Genomic DNA, 18,265 nt, shown 5'->3' on the forward strand with positions numbered 1-18,265 from the left:
GGCAGACTGGATTCGCCACCGCCGGCCCGACTCGGGAACAGCATGCCGGTGGCGACGCCCCGCGCGTCGCTCATGCATGGGTCCGGCAGCGACGGAGCCGCGCCGAACCCGACGATCAGGCCCGGACGGCAGGCGGTTCCACGCCGCCGAGCAACCGTTCCACCGAAAGTCCGATCGCGAGCATGTCCCGGTCTCCGCCCGGCAGCCCGGCGAACTCGATCCCGACCGGCATCCCGTCATCCGCGAGTCCGGCGGGCAGCACGATGCTCGCCATGCCGACGCAACTGCCGAGCCCGACATTGCGGCCCAGTGCGTCGAACGCGTCGATCGTGCGCCCGCCGTCGATCGTCACGCCGGTTTCCTCGCCGATCCGGGGCGCACGCACCATGGCAACGGGAAACGCGAGCGCGTCCACGCGATGCTCGCGCATGCCGGCGGCAACGATCGACGCGAGCGCATTCCGTTCGCGCAACGCCGCCTCGTAGGCTTCGCGCGCAGGCGTGTGCGGGGGCAGGACCATCGCATCCATCAGGTTCTTCGTATTCGACCCGAGCGTCGCATACAGATCGTCGAAAGAAACCTCCGCTTCGTGGCGCCGAAGGAAATCCGCGACGCTGCTGCGCAGTTCGGAGGCCACGATCGTCCCGACGACGCCGGCCGCGCGCGCCACCTCGTTCAGCGAGCCGGCGATTTCCACAACGGAGACGCCCGCTTCGCGCAGGCGCGCCAGCGCATGCCGCGCGACCCGTTCGACTTCGGGGTCGAGGTCCGCCCAGAGCGCCGCCGGGACGGCGACGCGTATCTCGTTCACCGGGCGCGGCTCGATGGCACGCGCGTCGCGCGCGGCAATCCGATCGAACAGGACAAGATCCTCGACGAAGCGGGCGAGCGGGCCGACCTGATCGAAATTGCGGCTCAACGGCATGATGCCGTCGTCCGGATAGCGTCCGCGGCTCGGGCGAAAGCCCGCGATCCCGCAAAAGGATGCCGGCAGGCGGATCGATCCCCACGTATCCTCAGCCACCGCGAGCGGCGCCATCCAGGCCGACACGGCGGCGGCCGAGCCGCCGCTGCTGCCGCCCGGGCTGCGCGCGATATCGTACGGATTGCGAACCGCCCCGAAGGTTTCGTTGTTGCTGGTCCAGCCGAACGACAACTCGTGCAGATTGGTCTTGCCCATGACGATCGCCCCTTCCTCGTCGAGCAGGCGGATCACGCCGGCATCCGCAGACGGCCGGAAGCCCGCCAGGGACAGCGTGCCGTTCGACGTCGGCAGCGTGCGCGTATTCACGCTGTCCTTCACCGGAATCGGCAAGCCATGGAGCCGGCCGAGCGCGCCGCCGCGCCTGCGCCGTTCGTCGGCTGCGCGGGCCGCCTGCAGCACCGCATCGCGATCCAGCGTGCGGAATGCATTGAGGTCACGCCACCGGTCCGCCTGCTCGAGGAGCGCCGACGCATACCGTTCCGCGGTGAAATCGCCGCGCTGCATCGCGGCCACGGCCGCGGCCGCTCCGAGGCCGAGCAACGCTGCGTCGCCAGACGGTGCGGCCGTCGTGAAGCCCCCTGCATTGACCTTGTCCATCACTTTCATCTCCGTCGATTGTTCAGAAGTCCGATTCCGGCACGGCTGGCGCGGCGCTGAAATCCCGTGCCGGTCAATGCGCGGCCTGCCCGGCCACGCGGTGATCGCTCCGATGTCGCACGATCGCGAGCACCAGTCCCGCCAGCACCAGCAGCATCAGCGCGCCGCCATAGAAATTGGCGACCTTCAGCAAGCCGAGCCGCGGCGTCATGTAGCCCGCAAGAATCGCCGGCAGGCTGTTCGCGAGATAGCTTTCGACATAGAAGGCCGCCATCAGCCCCGCTCGTTCGTGCGGCTGCGCGAGCGGCATCACGCTGCGCACCGCGCCGAGAAGACCTGCACCGAAGCCGATCCCCGCGATCACCGAGCCGACGAGCAGGATCGCCGTCACGCCCAGATCGGCGCCCGCGAGGATCACGGGAATGCCGATGAGCAGCGCCAGCGCGCCGACGATCAGCACCGGCAGCGGTTTGCGCAGGCGCACGACCAGGATGGCCGCACCGCCGCTCAACGTCAGCGCCGCAACGCTCAGCCCGCCGAACCAGACCGATGCCGCGCCGGTCACCTTGCCGATCAGCGACGGCATCAACGACAGATAGAAGCCACCGAGCGCCCACACCGCTATGTTGATCGGCGTGATCGCCAGCAGCTCGGCCCTGGCGGCCGGCGGCACCGAAATGCTCGGCCGCAGCGACTTCAGCGCACCGGGCCGGCCGCCCGCCGTTTCCGGCGTGCGCCACGTCTGGAACAGCTGAAACGCGAAAAGCGCCAGCAGCAGGACGAATACGAGATGCAATGGCGCCGGCGCCAGCTGGGCCAGCGCGGTCGATCCGAGCACGCCGAGCGACATGCCGCCCATCGGCGCCAGCCCGTTGGTGAACGCGCCCCGCTCCCGGTCGAGATCGATGAGGGCCGCCCCCACGGACGCGGTGGCGAGCCCGGTCGCCACGCCCTGCAGCACCCGGGCGGCGATGAGCCCGCCCGGGCCCGCCGCCGCCAGGAACAGCGCCATCGCGCCCATTTCAAGGACGAGCGCCGCGCTGATCACCGGACGCCGGCCGATATAATCGGACAGCGCTCCCGCCACGATCAGCGCGGACAGCAGCGACAGCGCATACACGCCGAAGATCAGCGTCAGCAGCATCGGCGAGAAATGCCATTGCGCCTGATAAAGCCGATAGAGCGGCGTCGGCACGCTCGACGCGGCCAGATAGCCCACCAGCGTGATCGTGTGGGTCGTCAGCGCGGAAGCGGCCGCGGCAGGCGCCGCTCCGGCAGGAGCTTCGGTTTGGGTGACGTTCGACATGGGGCCAGCCGGCTCACTAAAGCAAAGAATGTGCTTTAATATAGCGACGGCCGCGCACAAATGCAAATACTTTGCTTTAACGGCGTTCGTTGCTCGATGTGTTGCATGAAGGAATTGAATCGACCATGACGACGAGAAAGGGATTGAGGCCGGGTGGTCGCAGCGCGCGTGTGCAGGAAGCCGTGCATCGCGCAGTCCGGGGCCTCCAGCAGGAAAACGGCCGGGACGGCCTGACCGTGCCGGCCATAGCGGCGCGCGCCGGCGTGACGCCGTCCACCATCTACCGGCGCTGGGGCGACCTGCCGCAGCTGCTTTCCGACGTGGCGATCGAGAATCTCCTGCCCGACAGCCTTCCGCCGGACACGGGTTCGTTTAGACAGGACATGGAGAGCTGGCTGGCCCAGTATCTCGAGGAGATGTCGTCCGAGGTCGGCCGGACGCTGCTGCGCGACGTGCTGAGCAGCGCCGATCCGCTCAATGCGGGGCAATGCGCGCACTGTATCGAGGAACAGCTTGACCGCATGCGCGAGCAGGCGCTTGCGCGCGGGGAGACGCCGCCGGCCTGCCGGACGTTGATGGATTACGTCATCGCGCCGCTGGTCTACCGGATCCTGTTCGCCGCGGAAACGCCGGCGTACGCGTTTGCGCAGGCGTTGCTGGATCGGGTTCTGGCGCGGGTTGTCGAGATCGAGGCGTGACGGGGTGTGAGTCTAGCCGCAAGTTCCGGCCCCGGTGGCAAGAGGCAAACACCGGAATCAACGGTCCGGTACTGTCCGCAATTCATCGCGGATTTTGCTTCTCGCAATGCACGATACGATATGCTGTGCGCACTCCGACGTTCAGTTGCGCGCGGACAGGCACGACAGCTTGGCGGCAGGCATTGACTTGTGAGCCGCTTAACGCGATACGAATTTTGTTCGCTGCAATATCACAACGAAAGAATCATGGACCGCAATGAGATCGGGCGCCTCATAGAACAGCGCCTACAGCAGAGAGCACATCGATGCCGCCAGGAATGGCGCGACAGTGCGCCGATCAATGTTTTCGTCGTTGACGACCTGCTGCCCGAAGCGCTCGCGCGCGAGATACGGCATGCGTTCCCCGACGAGTCGGCGATGATGCTGCGCAAGAGTTTGCGCGAGCTGAAGTATGTATCCGCCCAAATGAACCGGCACGCGCCGATCCTCGAGGAAGTGATTTTTGCTTTCCAGCAGCCGGGCGTCGTACGTGCGATCGCCGAAATCACGGGCATGCAGTCGCTGTATCCCGACGAGAACCTGTATGCCGGCGGGATTTCGCTCATGGGCCGCGGACACTTCCTCAACCCGCACCTGGACAATTCACACGACAAGGATCGGAACCGCTATCGCGTGTTGAACCTGCTGTATTACGCGACTCCGGGCTGGACCGAGGCGCACGGCGGCAACCTCGAGGTATGGCCACATGGCGTCGGCCAAGCGCCGCGCACGATCGTCAGCCGCTTCAATCGCCTGGCGGTCATGGTGACGAATCAGCACTCCTGGCACTCGGTTTCGAAGAACGTCAGTGACGAGCTGCGCTGCTGCGTTTCGAATTACTACTTCTCCGACCAGCCGGCCGGCGCCAGCGAATACTTTCATCCCACGTCGTTCCGCGGGCGGCCGGAACAGCCGGTACGCGACGTCGCGCTGCGCGTAGACGCAGCGGCACGCGGAATCGTGCGAAAGCTCTTCCCGAAAGGCGTGCACCGGGTCGCCCACGAATACAAGAAAGACTGACACCGGACAAACCAAGCCCGGCCTCGGCCGGGTTGCTTTTTGGGGAGCTCGGCCTTGGCGCTTCACAGCCGGAGCCTTCCAATTGCCGCTAACCGGGCGTTTGGCAAGCCCAATCTGCGTTCCGTCGCCACACATACCCAGCGGGCCGTCGTCGAAGCATCCGCGCCGGCTCCGGCCGTACCGGTCGTCAAGCCGACGGGCATGACCCTGGCGAACGCGCATCGTGCCTGGGCCCGGTTCACGCCCCCAGGCACGACCCGCAAAACGCTGTCGAACAAGTCGCTGGCCGTGTCGTCGTTCGTGAAGCACGTCAGCCTCGCCAAGCCAGTCGCGGGTGTGACCCGCACCGATGTCGCGGAATGGATGCAGGCGCAACGAAGTGCGGACCTGTCCATGACCACGATCGTCAACAAGCTGTCTTACCGCAAAGGCATCTTCGAGTGCGCCGGCCCAGTTCGAGCAGCGTATCGCGGGCTAGCGCACCCGTTCTGGAGAACGGGAGATGGCCCGGGGCTGTGGAACAGCCCGATGACTTTTCCCAAGTGGAAATGGTGGATAATTGCGGATTCGATCAACGAGGCGCGGAATGCCTTAACTCCGGCCTCACTTCAATTGAGGCGCGTGTGGAGCATCATGAGTCAGCCATTCCGGGAGCCAACGTCTTCGACCACCCCGGATTACAAAATTGTGCCGCCGGGAGCCCGGAGGACATCGAACTGACCATTCTGATGCCGTGCCTGAACGAAGCTCGAACTGTCGGCATATGCATCGCCAAGGCCCTATCCTACATGGAGCGAAACCAGATCAAGGGCGAAGTTGTCGTCGCTGACAATGGCTCCTCTGATGGGTCGCAGTCTATCGCTGCCGCTGCAGGCGCACGGGTTGTTCCAGTATCCCGGAAGGGATACGGCGCGGCCCTCCTGGGAGGGATAGCCGCCGCAAAAGGGCGCTACGTCATCATGGGCGATGCAGACGACTCGTATGATTTTTCTTCACTGAATGCCTTCGTAGCAAAACTGCGGGCTGGCTTCCAGATTGTAATGGGCAATCGTTTCCTGGGCGGGATCGAAGAAGGGGCAATGCCTTTCTTGAATCGCTATCTCGGGAATCCGGTACTTTCGTTCATAGGGCGGCTTTTCTTCAGTTCAGACATTCGCGATTTCCATTGCGGCCTGCGAGGATTCTCTCGCGAAGCTGTGTTGCGACTGAATCTCGACACACCCGGGATGGAATTTGCCAGCGAAATGATCGTCAAGGCGGTCCTGGCGAAGCTGTCGATCTGTGAGGTCGCGACAAAGCTGAACAAGGATGGCCGCGATCGCCCCCCTCACCTTCGCCGCTGGTCGGACGGCTGGCGACACCTGAGATTCCTGCTGCTCTTCGCGCCAAGGCAACTGTTCCTGTATCCCGGTGCTGTTCTTCTCCTCGTTGGCATCGTCTTGGGCGGTCTGCTGTTGACCGGCAGCATGCGCATTGGAGGGGTCACGCTCGACACCAGTTCACTGCTTTTCATGGCCTGCATGATCATGATGGGCACTCAACTAACGCTGTTCTATTCAACAGCGCAGGCAATTTCCGACAGCGTCGTCAGCAAGATGTCTACGGACGGCATAGTTAAAAGACGAGGTCATCATCTCGAGGGAAGGCTGATACTCGGTGGCGCCGTATTCATGATTGGCGCGCTCCTCGCGGTCGGATCGGTTATCTACTGGGGGACGGCGGATTTCCACAAGCTGGATCCTTCAAGGATTCTCCGGATCACCATACCTGCCGCGACTACCATGGTGGTCGGCCTGCAGATCGTCTTCACTGCATTTTTGCATTCCGTTCTGCTGATCACGGGAAAAATAGAATAGTCCCCAATGTCGAAATTAGCGTCGCGAAGCAATACGCTTCCGTTAAGACAATATTTACGGTTCCTCGCGGTCGGCGGATTCGTTGCGCTGTGTACGGTGGCGTTCAGAGAGTTTCTTGGCTGGATGCTGCCGTCGGAAACGGCGGGATTCACGATCTCCGTGATCCTGGCATGGGCGGCGGGGACGGTTTTAAGCTACTTCCTGCAGAAACGGATCACGTTTAATGCAGCACGCGGGAAGCGCGCAGTATTTGCAAAATTCTGTGTCGTGTCGGCTTTGTCGGGGGCGATGTGCGCATTGGCGTCCAATCTCTTTTATCTGATGGTGCATGCGCTCAGCCCCGCCCTGGCTCACACGATAGCTTTCGTTCTTGGCAGTCTTGTCGCATCGTTACTGAGTTTTGCACTGTATCGGACGCAGGTCTTTTCGGAAGACTGATCGCTTCAACACCCCTCGAGTTTATTCAGTATCGCGTGCGCTAGCTACGCGTTGCGTACGCAAGCACGTTTTTTCCAAGCCATCTATGAGCGAACAAGTCCAATGCCTTGCTGATTGGAAACAGGACGCGATCGAAGAATCGCAATGATCGGACGCTAGGCTCCCCGGACTTTGATCCGACCAATTTAAATAGCAGCGCGAGAAAAAAACCGACCACGTCGCAATATCGAATCTCTTCAACGGTAAATCCGGCCAACGTCAGATTTTCGCGAAGTGATTTGATTGTGTATCGCCGATGGTGACCGACCTTGTCGTCGAACTTCGACCAGATCACCTCGAACGCGGGTACAAATATGGCGATGCCGCCCCCCGGTGCAAGCTTCCCGTGCAATTCGCGCAGGACCGCGACGTCGTCTTCGATATGTTCAAGAACATTGGACGAGTACACGAAGTCGACTTGACCTGGAACATCGCTGATTGCTGCGTAGGTAACGATTCCTCGCGCATTTAGAGCGGATTGATGGTTGACGTCTGCCTCGACAGCCAAAGGGCGGACTCCTGTTCGTTGTGCAAAGATTGCCGCGAGAGTACCCACCCCTGCACCGAAATCAATCACCGATGAGTTGACGCCGGGCCGCATCCGGAAGAAGCGGGTTATCTCCGTCACGATCCAGGCGTTGTAGTTGGCGAGAGCCGTTTCCGCGCTGAACAGTAAATCGGTGCCCGTATAAGAGTATTGTCCGTTATCCATCAGTCGTTCAATGCAACGTGTTCCGTTTAGTAAATGATGCGATATATCTTGACGTCACCGATGGCCTTGATCGGAACGAGGTTGCCGGAACTTTGAAGACCGTCAACCGCGCCATAGAACGCGCTCAGGAATGCATGCAAATGCGGCGTCCTGGCAGCGGGATATGCATCTTCGTCGTACCATTTCCAAACTGCAAGATATGACAGTCCCTGCCCCCGAAAGGCTTGTAGAAACTGCTGTGAAGTCGTGCAACCGGACAAATTGCCGGTTTCGTTGAACGGATGTATGTTGAACCAAGATCCGTTCAGATAGTAAAAGGGTTGGACGTTCACCCCCAATCCCACCCTTTGCCCTGCCGGGATGTGCTCGTTCAACCAGTTTGCCACCGGCCAGAACGAGACAGACCGCTCGAGAAAAGTGTCCTTCGGCTCTGATACGTAGGTTCGGATTGCGCCCAGGTAGTTGAGTTCGTCGACGGAGTACGTGCGAAACAGCAGTGCCGCCACGACCCCGGCAATGACGACTCCGGAAACAAAGACCTGTGACCATCGCCGACGAATCAAGTCGCAACCTTCGACGATCGCCGCCGTTGCGAGCGCCGACAGGCCGACCAGCAAGAAGAGGAGGTATCTCGGCTCCCAAAAGCCGGCGAAGAGACTTTGCGCAAAGAAGCCCACGAGGACGGCCAGGAACACATTGATGCCTGCAACGCGCATCCGTCTGTGAAAAATCAACGCACCGATGGCGCCAAGAACCAGAACCGGCATCCCGAAACCGTCTGATAGCTTGTAGATGAAGCCAGCAAAAGTTCCGGACTTCCAACTATAGTTGACCAAACCCTCGAACAACTCTCTCAAGAGCGCACTGTCATGCAGCGAAAATGCATTCTGGACGTGAAGCGTGTCATTGAAGAACGGATAAAAGGGATTTCGAAACCGGAACAGATTTCGCAGGTACCAGGGGGCAGCTGACGCGGCAGCGGCCAATCCAAACGTCACGACATGAAGCCAACGCGACTTCGCTGGAAGCTGACGCGTTTGGACAGCGATGAAGGCGGTCACGCAGAACACGACGGCGAATTGCAGGCTGTTGTACTTGATTGCTACTGCTGTCCCGAGGAACCAACCCGACAAAACGACAAACCTGGGGTTGTTCGTGGCAACGTAGCGCATGAACGTGACAAGCGCCAACGCCTGAAAGAACGCATTGGCAATGTCATTCTTGGCAATCGGGGCAAACTGCACTATCGCCGGTGCGCAGAGCACGAACATGCCCGCAAGAGGTGCTCGCTTCGAATCGACTCCGAGTCTGCGGCAAATTTCGGTCGCGCACAAAGCCATACCGAGTGCCATTGCAATATTCAGGAGCTTGGCCGCGACCGGCCCATCCAGGAGCAGCAGCGAGGCCGTTGTTACCGCTTCGTAGTTTCCGGGGAATGCAGAAGCAGGACCGAAGCTATCCACATAAATGAAGCGGTGAGCAGCTGCGAACGCCCGAGGCAAAGAGACGCTATACGCGACTTCGTCCCACGAGTACGGCGGCAGAAAGCAGACGATCAGCCCGACCAATACCGGTAGCAACCACAAGATGGCCCATGCGGCTTGCCCCCGGAATGCCCAGCGAAGCGATCGTCGGCATAGCAGGCGTGTCGCGCCAGCGGACAAGATTGTCGCGACGGCGATACTCCATATCGACACTGACAGAAGGATTCCCGTCACGGATATCACGAACATCCAGACGCTTACGAAGACGCCGGCGGCGAGCAGGGGACCAATGTCGTCTGTCGTATCGGGATGCGGGGAGTGATTTTGCCGAACTTCGACGCCAAGGCCCTCGCCATCCGGGCGCGTCTCGATAGGAATTTGCATTTTGTAGCGGAATCCGTGAGTCACCGGATTCTCCCACATATGTAACGGCCCAGCGAAATCTGCCCATGTTAAGCAGCCAGGGCGAATGCCTCAGCCGGGGTCTTCTTCGGTGCCTGGCGGCACGCCCCCCATATGCCGGACGCTGCCTCAATGCGATGATCTTGCTCGCCGCCCGGATCTTTCTCGTCGAGTGGTTTCTCGCCATTCAGGCCTGCCGCAGCCGACATCACCCTCTGGCAGTTGCCTCCACCGCACTACGAACGGGCCACGTCCAAAGACGCGCGTCGACCGCTGCCGCCTTGTATCGCATTGTCATTCAGTGGTCGGCGATCTCCGTCAGATTCGCGCCAGTCGCTGCCTGCCACGATCCGAGCGTTCAGCGCAGATCGCGCAACCAAGACTTGGCCAAGGCGATGGCAGCCGATGCCGAGAGTGATCTTCCGTGCCCTCTTCGGCTCCGCTGGATGCTCATATGGCGGGAATCGCATCCGACGGACGAGTGGAGAATCCCTACGACGCTGCGAGCGAGTGAGCAATCAATTTTTGATTGCCGGCTTGTGAGCCGCAAAACAAAAATCCCCGCAAGTCATTGACTCAACGGGGATTTCGGCTTGAATTCTGGCGGAGAGAGGGGGATTCGAACCCCCGATAGGCTTACACCTATACACGCTTTCCAGGCGTGCGACTTAAACCACTCATCCATCTCTCCGGGAAGAGCGAGAGTATAGCAAACTCTTGCGGCGCCCCGCCACTCCCGCGTACGCAACCATCACGGATGGCGAATGTAGTCGACGAGCGCGCGCGTGTAATCGTCCGGCCGGCGGTCGAGCAGGCTGACGACGATCGCGACCGCGAACCCCGCCGGCACGCCGAACACGCCTGAACTGATCGGCTCGATCCCGAACCACGTCGGCCCGGCGAAGCCGGTCAGCTGCGCGAAGTACGGATACGTCGACACGATGTAATACACGCACACCACGAGCCCCGTCACCATCCCGGCGATCGCGCCGCGCGTCGTCGTGCGCTTCCAGAACACCCCCAGCACGAGCACCGGAAAGAAACTCGACGCCGCGAGCGAGAACGCCGCGCCGACGAGGAACAGGATCTTCCCCGTATTGAGCGACGCGACATACGACGCGAACAGCGCGACCCCGAGCAGCAGCACCTTCGAGATCGTCACCCGCCGCTGGCTCGACGCGTCGGGCGCGACCATGTGGTAGTAGATGTCGTGCGACAGCGCATTCGCGATCGTCAGCAGCAGGCCGTCCGCGGTCGACAGCGCGGCCGCGAGCGCACCCGCCGCGATCAGCCCCGACACCACGTACGGCAGCCCGGCGATTTCCGGCGCGGCCAGCACGACCATGTCCGGCTGCATCTGGATTTCGGACCAATGCACGATCCCGTCGCGAATCTCGTCGACGACGCCGATCAGGTCCGGCTCGAAGTGATGCCACTGCGTGACCCACGCCGGCAGCGCCGAGAACGGCCGCCCGACGAGGTTCGCGAGGATCTCGTACTTGATCATCACCGCGAGCACCGGCACGCTCAGATAGAACAGCGCGATGAAGAACAGCGTCCAGCCGACCGAACGGCGCGCGGACGCGACCGACGTCGTCGTGTTGTAGCGCGTCAGGATGTGCGGCAGGCTCGCGGTGCCGAGCGACAGGCACAGCAGCAGCGCGAGGAAGTTTCGTTCACGCGGCCGCCGCTCGTCGTCGCTTGCCGCCGGAAACGGCTCGTGCATCGGCACCGGCGGCGCCGCGCGCGCGAGCAGGTCGTCGCGCGCCTGCGACCACACCACGCGCGCCGCCGCCGGGTCGTGCGGGAAGTCCGCGAGCGCGCGCTCGCGCTGGCTGATCTCGCGCAGCGGCCCGTTGTGGCGGCGCAGGTCGGCCAGCTGGTCGACGAGCCGCCCCCGCTCCTCCGCATACGACGCGGGCAGCCGGTCGAGCTGCGTCTGGAGGTGCGCGGCCTGCCGGCGATAGGCGTCGCGCACCCGCTGCTCGTCGCGCGAATCGCGCACCTGCGCTTCGCGCGCGGCGACGCGCTCCATCAACTGCCCGTAGCTGAATTGCGGCACCGGCCCGAGCCCGTTCTTCATCGCGATCAGCGACACGGGAATCAGGATCGCGCTGATCAGGATGATGTACTGCGCGACCTGCGTCCACGTCACCGCACGCATCCCGCCGAGGAACGAGCAGACGAGAATGCCCGCGAGCCCGCAGAAGATGCCGATCGCGAAATCGACGCCGATGAAGCGCGTCGCGATCAGCCCGATGCCCTGGATCTGCGCGACCAGATAGACGAACGAGCACAGGATCGCCGCGCCCGCCGCGAGCGCGCGCACCGCGGTGCTCGAGAAGCGCGTGCCGAGAAAGTCGGGAATCGTGTAGCGGGCGAGCTTGCGCACGTACGGCGCGAGCAGGAACGCGACGAGGCAGAAGCCGCCGGTCCAGCCCATCAGGTAGGCGAGCGCGTCGTAGCCGGTCGCGTACAGCGATCCGGCGAGGCCGATGAACGACGCGGCCGACAGCCAGTCGGCGGCGGTCGCCATCCCGTTGAACGCGGACGGCACGCGCCGCCCGGCCACGTAGTACTCGACGAGGTCGGACGTGCGCGACAGCAGCCCGATCACCGCATAGACGGCGATCGGCACGAACAGGAACACGTAGCCGATCCACACGCCGGAGCCGGCCGCGCGCTCGATCTGGCCGAGCAGCAGCACGAACCCGAGAAAGCCGAGCGTGTACAGCGCATACGCGCGGATCAGGCGACGCGTCAGCATCCGTCAGCGCCCGCCACGCGTGTCGCCGGCCCGCGCCGCGTACTCGTCGTACGTGCGGCGCAGGATACGGTCGGCGCGTTGCATCAGCCCGATGTAGATCACGATCAGCACGAGATAGACGAGGATCGCGCCTTGCGCGCCGACGTAGAACGGCAGGCTGAACCCGGCGAAGCGCACGCCCGCGAGCGCGGGCGCGAAAAACGGGACGATGAACGACACCGCAAAGCCGGTCGCCATCAGCACGGCGATCAGCGCGACGTTGAAGCGCCAGTAGCGCGCATGCGCGCGCGCGAGCGGCGCGGGGACGGGCGGCGGCGCGACAGGCGCGGGACGGGACGGAACGGTCATGCCCTTGTGTAGCAAAAAGCCCCTGCGCGGGCAATCGGGATTGCCGCGCAGGGGCGCATGCCCGGGACGCCGGCTCAGCGCACTTCGGCGAGCTGGTCGAGGATCGCGGGGTTCTCGAGCGTCGACGTATCCTGCGTGATCGTCTCGCCCTTCGCGAGCGAGCGCAGCAGGCGGCGCATGATCTTGCCGGAACGCGTCTTCGGCAGGTTGTCGCCGAAACGGATGTCCTTCGGCTTCGCGATCGGCCCGATCTGCTTGCCGACCCAGTCGCGCAGCTCCTTCGCGAGCTTCGCGGCCTCTTCGCCTTCCGGACGCGTGCGCTTGAGCACGACGAACGCGACGACCGCCTCGCCCGTCGTCTCGTCCGGACGCCCGACCACGGCCGCCTCGGCGACGAGCTCGTGCGCGACCAGCGCCGACTCGATCTCCATCGTGCCGAGCCGGTGGCCCGACACGTTCAGCACGTCGTCGATCCGGCCCATGATCGTGAAGTAGCCGGTGCCCTTGTCGCGCACGGTGCCGTCGCCGGCGAGATAGAGCCGGCCGCCGAGCTCATCGGGGTAGTAGCTCTTCTTGAAGCGCTCCGGGTCGCCCCAGATCGTGCGGATCATCGACGGCCACGGGCGCTTGACGACCAGAATCCCGCCCTGTCCGTCCGGCACGTCCTGCCCCGTCTCGTCGACGACGGCCGCGATGATGCCCGGCAGCGGCAGCGTGCACGAGCCCGGCACGGTCGGCGTCGCGCCCGGCAGCGGCGAGATCATGTGGCCGCCCGTCTCGGTCTGCCACCACGTGTCGACGATCGGGCAGCGCTCCTGGCCGACGTGCTTGTGATACCACATCCACGCTTCCGGGTTGATCGGCTCGCCGACGGTGCCGATGATGCGCAGGCTCGACAGGTCGTAGCTTTTCGGGTGGACCTTGTCGTCGGCCTCGGCCGCCTTGATCAGCGAACGGATCGCGGTCGGCGCGGTATAGAACACGCTGACCTGGTGGTCCGCGATCATCTTCCAGAAGCGGCCGGCGTCCGGATAGGTCGGCACGCCCTCGAACACGACCTGCGTCGCGCCGCACGCGAGCGGGCCGTACGTGATGTACGTGTGGCCCGTGATCCAGCCGATGTCGGCGGTGCACCAGAACACGTCGGCGGGCTTCCAGTCGAACGCCCACTTCATCGTCAGCGCGGCCCACAGCAGATAGCCGCCGGTGCTGTGCTGCACGCCCTTCGGCTTGCCGGTCGAACCCGACGTATACAGGATGAACAGCGGATGCTCGGCGCCGACCCATTCCGGCTCGCAGGTGTCGGACTCGGCGGCCGTCAGCTCGTGCATCCACAGGTCGCGGTCCGCATGCCAGTCGATCTTGCCGCCGGTGCGGCGATAGACGATCACGCTCCTGACCGCGTCGCAGCCGCCCATCGCGAGCGCCTCGTCGGCGATGCTCTTGAGCGGCAGCTTCTTGCCGCCGCGCAGTTGCTCGTCGGCAGTGACGAGCGCGGTCGCGCCGACGTCGACGAGCCGCTCGTTGAGCGACTTCGCGGAGAAGCCGCCGAACACGACCGAGTGCGTCGCGCCGATGCGCGCGCAGGCCTGCATCGCGACGATCGCCTCGATCGACATCGGCATGTAGATGACGACGCGGTCGCCGCGGCCGATGCCGCGCTGCTTCAGCGCGTTCGCGAAACGCGACACGCGCGCGAGCAGGTCGGCATACGTGACGCGGGTGACGGCGCCGTCGTCCGCTTCGAAGATCACCGCGACGCGCTCGCCGTTGCCGGCCGCGACGTGACGGTCGAGGCAGTTGTACGACGCGTTGAGCTCGCCGTCGTCGAACCACTTGTAGAACGGCGCATCGGACTCGTCGAGCACCTTCGTGAACGGCTTGTGCCACGCGAGCGTGTCGCGGGCCTGGCGTGCCCAGAAGCCTTCGTAATCACGCTCGGCCTCGTCGGCAAGCGCACGATAGGCTTGCATGCCGGAAATGGCCGCCGCCTTCACGAGCGCCTCGGGCGGCTCAAACTGGCGGCTTTCGTGAAGAACCGATTCAATCGCAGACATCGACTACCCCTTGGTGAACATGAATCCTCTGATTGCCGGCGCGTGTCGTGCGCGCCGCGTCTTGGTCGGCGCAAGCGCGCCGCTGTCTCCCACCTCACCCGCACGCAGCCCGGGGGCTGCGCGCGATGCTGCGCCGCACCACTTCGCACGACGGCAAGCGCGTGGCCCGGCATCTCCAAGATAAGCGCCTCAACTTACCCGTCACTTACGGGCAAAATCGGCGACGCCATCGGCGGCACGCCATGCGGCGCGCTTTGCGCTGTTACGACCACGACCCTACAATCGTAACTGAACTCGCCTTACGGATTCCAGCTTGAATCGCTACGCACTTTTCCTCATCGCGTCGATGCTGCTCGTCGGCAGCAACGTCGGCATCGGCAAATCGATCGTCGCCTTCGTTCCCGTCGTCATTCTCGCCACGCTGCGCTTCGTGATCGCGATCGGCGTGCTGTGGCCGCTGTTCCGCCCGGTCAAGATGCGCGCGGTCAAGCGCGGCGAATGGCTGAACCTGTTCCTGCAGGCGTTCTTCGGCACTTTCATGTTTACGCTGCTGATGCTGAACGGCGTGCAGCGCACGAGCGCGGTCGCGGCCGGCGTCATCACGAGCACGATCCCCGCCGTCGTCGCGCTGTTCGCCTGGCTGATCCTGCGCGAAAAACCGAACGGCCGTGCGCTTGTGTCGATCGCGCTTGCGATCGCCGGCGTCGTGACGATCAACTTCGCGAACGGCGGCGCGACCGCGACCGGCGCGACGGCCGGCTCGCTGACGGGCAACCTGCTGATGCTCGGCGCGGTGTGCTGCGAGTCGATCTACGTGATCCTGTCGCGCCGCCTCACGCAGACGCTCGCGCCGATCGACATTTGCGCGTACACGCACCTGTTCGGCCTGCTGCTGATGCTGCCGCTCGGCGCGGGCGCGATGTGGCATTTCGATTACGCGAGCGTGCCGGCGAGCATCTGGGCGCTCGTCGTCTGGTACGGGCTGTCGGCCAGCATCTTCTCGTTCTGGATGTGGATGAAGGGCATTCGCCACGTGCCGGGCAGCCTCGCCGGCGTGTTCAGCGCGGTGCTGCCGGTCGCCGCGGCCGTCTACGGGATCGTGTTCCTCGGCGAGCGGCCGACGCTCGCGCACGGCTTCGCGCTCGCGTGCGTCGTCACCGGCATCGTGCTCGCGAGCCTGCGCGTGAAACGCACCCCGCCCGTCACGCCCTGATCCGTCCCCGGCGCCCCGCCCGGCCGCGGGGCGCGTCGCTGCAGCCGAGCAGGCCGACGCGCTACAATAGCGCGCTTTTCCGAATTACTACCCCGCATATACGCGCCCGTTCGCCCATCATGTCCGCCCCGCAGACCGACCCGCACTCGCCCGTCCGTCCCGTTTTCCGCCCGATGCGTCCGCTACCCAAGCTGATCTTCATGAGCCGCTGGCTCCAGGTCCCGCTGTATCTCGGCCTGATCGTCGCGCAGGGCGTCTATGCGTTCCTGTTCCTGCACGAGGTGTGGCACCTGCTGTCGCACGCGGCCAGCCTCGACGAGATCGGCGTGATGCTCGCGGTGCTCGGCCTGATCGACGTGGTGATGATCTCGAACCTGCTGATCATGGTGATCGTCGGCGGCTACGAGACGTTCGTGTCGCGGCTCGGCGTCGAGGGGCATCCGGACGAGCCGGAATGGCTCGACCACGTGAACGCGGGCGTGCTGAAGGTCAAGCTGTCGATGGCGCTGATCAGCATTTCGTCAATCCACCTGCTGAAGACCTTCATCAACCCGGACCAGCACACCACCCACGCGATCATGTGGCAGGTGCTAATCCACGTGTCGTTCCTCGTGTCGGCGCTCGTGATGGCGTGGGTCGACCGCCTGACGACCCACACGCATCCCGCGCATTTCCACGAGACGCACGCCCCCGCCGCTGCGTCCCGCAAGCCGGCGGAACATGCCGCCGGCAACGCATTCCCCACAGTCCTCACAGAGTCTCAGCCATGACCGTCATCAAACAGGAAGACCTGATCCAGAGCATCGCGGATTCGCTGCAGTACATCAGCTACTACCACCCGCTCGACTACATCCAGGCTCTCGGCCGCGCGTACGAGCTCGAGGAAAGCCCGGCCGCGAAGGACGCGATCGCGCAGATCCTCACGAACAGCCGCATGTGCGCGGAAGGCCGCCGCCCGATCTGCCAGGACACGGGGATCGTCACGGTGTTCGTGAAGGTCGGCATGGACGTGCGCTGGGACGGCGCGACGATGGGCGTCACCGACATGATCAACGAAGGCGTGCGCCGCGGCTACACGCACCCGGACAACGTGCTGCGCGCGTCGATCGTGAACCCGCCCGAAGGCGGCCGCAAGAACACGAAGGACAACACGCCGGCGGTGATCCACTACGAGATCGTGCCGGGCGACAAGGTCGACGTGCAGGTCGCCGCGAAGGGTGGCGGCTCGGAGAACAAGTCGAAGTTCGTGATGCTGAACCCGTCGGACTCGATCGTCGACTGGGTGCTGAAGACCGTGCCGACGATGGGCGCGGGCTGGTGCCCGCCGGGGATGCTCGGCATCGGCATCGGCGGCACCGCCGAGAAGGCGATGGTGATGGCGAAGGAATCGCTGATGGAGCCGATCGACATCCAGGAAATCATCGCGCGCGGCCCGAAGGACTGGGTCGAAGAGCTGCGCGTCGAGCTGCACGAGAAGGTCAACGCGCTCGGCATCGGCGCGCAGGGCCTCGGCGGCCTGTCGACCGTGCTCGACGTGAAGATCATGGCCGCGCCGACGCATGCGGCATCGAAGCCGGTCGCGCTGATCCCGAACTGCGCGGCGACGCGCCACGCGCACTTCGTGCTCGACGGCTCGGGCCCGGCAAAGCTCGAGGCGCCGTCGCTCGACGCATGGCCGAAGGTCCAGTGGGAACCGAACACCGAAACCAGCAAGCGCGTCGACCTGAACACGCTGACGCCGGAAGAGGTCGCGAGCTGGGCGCCGGGCCAGACGCTGCTGCTGTCGGGCAAGATGCTGACGGGCCGCGACGCGGCGCACAAGCGCATCGCCGACATGCTCGCGAAGGGCGAGAAGCTGCCGGTCGACTTCACGAACCGCGTGATCTACTACGTCGGCCCGGTCGATCCGGTGCGTGACGAAGTGGTCGGCCCGGCCGGCCCGACGACGGCCACGCGGATGGACAAGTTCACCGAGACGATGCTCGCGCAGACGGGCCTCATCTCGATGGTGGGCAAGGCCGAACGCGGCCCGGTCGCGATCGACGCGATCAAGAAGCACAAGGCGGCCTACCTGATGGCGGTCGGCGGTGCGGCGTACCTCGTGTCGAAGGCGATCCGCGGCGCGAAGGTGCTCGCGTTCGAAGACCTCGGCATGGAAGCGATCTACGAGTTCGACGTGCAGGACATGCCTGTCACGGTGGCTGTCGATTCGTCGGGCACGTCGGTCCATCAGACCGGTCCGAAGGAGTGGCAGGCGAAGATCGGCAAGATCCCGGTCGCCGCCGCGTAAGCGCGAACGCTCGA

General features: G+C 64.2%; 15 protein-coding genes and 1 tRNA gene. 8 read left to right on the forward strand and 8 right to left on the reverse strand.

The features are described from left to right. Positions 1-115: 115 nt before the first annotated feature. Positions 116-1,582 (reverse strand): amidase family protein, encoded by a 1,467-nt coding sequence (locus ACFIMZ_RS13730; RefSeq protein WP_431819998.1) that lies wholly within the window; start codon positions 1,580-1,582, stop codon positions 116-118. 73 nt (positions 1,583-1,655) lie between these two features. After that, the gene (locus ACFIMZ_RS13735; RefSeq protein ID WP_431819999.1) at positions 1,656-2,954 is read right to left on the reverse strand and encodes an MFS transporter; all 1,299 of its coding nucleotides are present in this window, start codon (positions 2,952-2,954) and stop codon (positions 1,656-1,658) included. A gap of 59 nt (positions 2,955-3,013) precedes the next feature. Between ACFIMZ_RS13735 and ACFIMZ_RS13740 the strand changes: the two genes are divergently transcribed. The 5 genes from ACFIMZ_RS13740 (at position 3,014) to ACFIMZ_RS13760 (ending at position 6,939) form a co-directional block, all read left to right on the forward strand. Next, positions 3,014-3,586: a TetR/AcrR family transcriptional regulator gene (locus ACFIMZ_RS13740; RefSeq protein ID WP_431820000.1), complete on the forward strand. Its 573-nt coding sequence runs from the start codon at positions 3,014-3,016 to the stop codon at positions 3,584-3,586. A gap of 246 nt (positions 3,587-3,832) precedes the next feature. After that, on the forward strand, positions 3,833-4,645 hold the full coding sequence (locus ACFIMZ_RS13745) for a 2OG-Fe(II) oxygenase (protein WP_431820001.1): 813 nt from the start codon (positions 3,833-3,835) through the stop codon (positions 4,643-4,645). 54 nt (positions 4,646-4,699) lie between these two features. Then, on the forward strand, positions 4,700-5,365 hold the full coding sequence (locus ACFIMZ_RS13750) for a hypothetical protein (RefSeq protein WP_431820002.1): 666 nt from the start codon (positions 4,700-4,702) through the stop codon (positions 5,363-5,365). After that, complete coding sequence (locus ACFIMZ_RS13755; protein WP_431820003.1) at positions 5,269-6,501, forward strand: glycosyltransferase family 2 protein; 1,233 nt, start codon at positions 5,269-5,271, stop codon at positions 6,499-6,501. Before ACFIMZ_RS13750 ends, ACFIMZ_RS13755 begins: the two co-directional genes overlap by 97 nt. 6 nt (positions 6,502-6,507) lie before the next feature. Beyond that, a complete protein-coding gene (locus tag ACFIMZ_RS13760; RefSeq protein ID WP_431820004.1) occupies positions 6,508-6,939 on the forward strand; it encodes a GtrA family protein in 432 nt (143 codons plus the stop codon). Between the two features lie 40 nt (positions 6,940-6,979). Here ACFIMZ_RS13760 and ACFIMZ_RS13765 read toward each other — a convergent pair whose 3' ends face one another. From ACFIMZ_RS13765 to acs, 6 genes are all read right to left on the reverse strand, one after another. Beyond that, positions 6,980-7,690 carry a class I SAM-dependent methyltransferase gene (locus ACFIMZ_RS13765; protein WP_431820005.1) on the reverse strand — a complete coding sequence of 237 codons (711 nt, stop codon included), beginning with the start codon at positions 7,688-7,690 and terminating at the stop codon, positions 6,980-6,982. A gap of 26 nt (positions 7,691-7,716) precedes the next feature. Further along, positions 7,717-9,582 (reverse strand): ArnT family glycosyltransferase, encoded by a 1,866-nt coding sequence (locus tag ACFIMZ_RS13770; RefSeq protein ID WP_431820006.1) that lies wholly within the window; start codon positions 9,580-9,582, stop codon positions 7,717-7,719. A 595-nt stretch (positions 9,583-10,177) separates the two neighbouring features. Next, positions 10,178-10,267 (reverse strand) — tRNA-Ser (locus ACFIMZ_RS13775). A 60-nt stretch (positions 10,268-10,327) separates the two neighbouring features. Further along, a complete protein-coding gene (locus tag ACFIMZ_RS13780; protein ID WP_431820007.1) occupies positions 10,328-12,343 on the reverse strand; it encodes a sodium:solute symporter family protein in 2,016 nt (671 codons plus the stop codon). A 3-nt stretch (positions 12,344-12,346) separates the two neighbouring features. Next, a complete protein-coding gene (locus ACFIMZ_RS13785) occupies positions 12,347-12,691 on the reverse strand; it encodes a DUF4212 domain-containing protein (protein ID WP_431820008.1) in 345 nt (114 codons plus the stop codon). Positions 12,692-12,765: 74 nt separating this feature from the next. Next, complete coding sequence (gene acs / locus ACFIMZ_RS13790; RefSeq protein WP_431820009.1) at positions 12,766-14,748, reverse strand: acetate--CoA ligase; 1,983 nt, start codon at positions 14,746-14,748, stop codon at positions 12,766-12,768. 313 nt (positions 14,749-15,061) lie between these two features. Here acs and ACFIMZ_RS13795 point away from each other — a divergent pair, with 313 nt between their 5' ends. The 3 genes from ACFIMZ_RS13795 (at position 15,062) to ACFIMZ_RS13805 (ending at position 18,251) form a co-directional block, all read left to right on the forward strand. Beyond that, complete coding sequence (locus tag ACFIMZ_RS13795; RefSeq protein ID WP_431820010.1) at positions 15,062-15,961, forward strand: DMT family transporter; 900 nt, start codon at positions 15,062-15,064, stop codon at positions 15,959-15,961. A 119-nt stretch (positions 15,962-16,080) separates the two neighbouring features. Continuing rightward, positions 16,081-16,731: a TIGR00645 family protein gene (locus tag ACFIMZ_RS13800; RefSeq protein ID WP_431820011.1), complete on the forward strand. Its 651-nt coding sequence runs from the start codon at positions 16,081-16,083 to the stop codon at positions 16,729-16,731. Further along, on the forward strand, positions 16,728-18,251 hold the full coding sequence (locus tag ACFIMZ_RS13805; protein WP_431820012.1) for a fumarate hydratase: 1,524 nt from the start codon (positions 16,728-16,730) through the stop codon (positions 18,249-18,251). The genes ACFIMZ_RS13800 and ACFIMZ_RS13805 overlap by 4 nt, the downstream gene beginning before the upstream one ends. Positions 18,252-18,265 lie beyond the last annotated feature (14 nt).

The sequence above is a fragment of the Burkholderia sp. F1 genome, assembly GCF_050813845.1.
GTDB lineage: Bacteria > Pseudomonadota > Gammaproteobacteria > Burkholderiales > Burkholderiaceae > Burkholderia > Burkholderia ubonensis.

Coding starts and splice junctions, on each gene's coding strand:
- ACFIMZ_RS13800 (WP_431820011.1), top strand. CDS start 16,081: ATGTCCGCCCCGCAGACCGACCCGCACTCGCCCGTCCGTCCCGTTTTC.
- ACFIMZ_RS13780 (WP_431820007.1), bottom strand. CDS start 12,343: ATGCTGACGCGTCGCCTGATCCGCGCGTATGCGCTGTACACGCTCGGC.
- ACFIMZ_RS13760 (WP_431820004.1), top strand. CDS start 6,508: ATGTCGAAATTAGCGTCGCGAAGCAATACGCTTCCGTTAAGACAATAT.
- ACFIMZ_RS13765 (WP_431820005.1), bottom strand. CDS start 7,690: ATGGATAACGGACAATACTCTTATACGGGCACCGATTTACTGTTCAGC.
- ACFIMZ_RS13730 (WP_431819998.1), bottom strand. CDS start 1,582: ATGGACAAGGTCAATGCAGGGGGCTTCACGACGGCCGCACCGTCTGGC.
- ACFIMZ_RS13805 (WP_431820012.1), top strand. CDS start 16,728: ATGACCGTCATCAAACAGGAAGACCTGATCCAGAGCATCGCGGATTCG.
- ACFIMZ_RS13785 (WP_431820008.1), bottom strand. CDS start 12,691: ATGACCGTTCCGTCCCGTCCCGCGCCTGTCGCGCCGCCGCCCGTCCCC.
- ACFIMZ_RS13745 (WP_431820001.1), top strand. CDS start 3,833: ATGGACCGCAATGAGATCGGGCGCCTCATAGAACAGCGCCTACAGCAG.
- acs (WP_431820009.1), bottom strand. CDS start 14,748: ATGTCTGCGATTGAATCGGTTCTTCACGAAAGCCGCCAGTTTGAGCCG.
- ACFIMZ_RS13740 (WP_431820000.1), top strand. CDS start 3,014: ATGACGACGAGAAAGGGATTGAGGCCGGGTGGTCGCAGCGCGCGTGTG.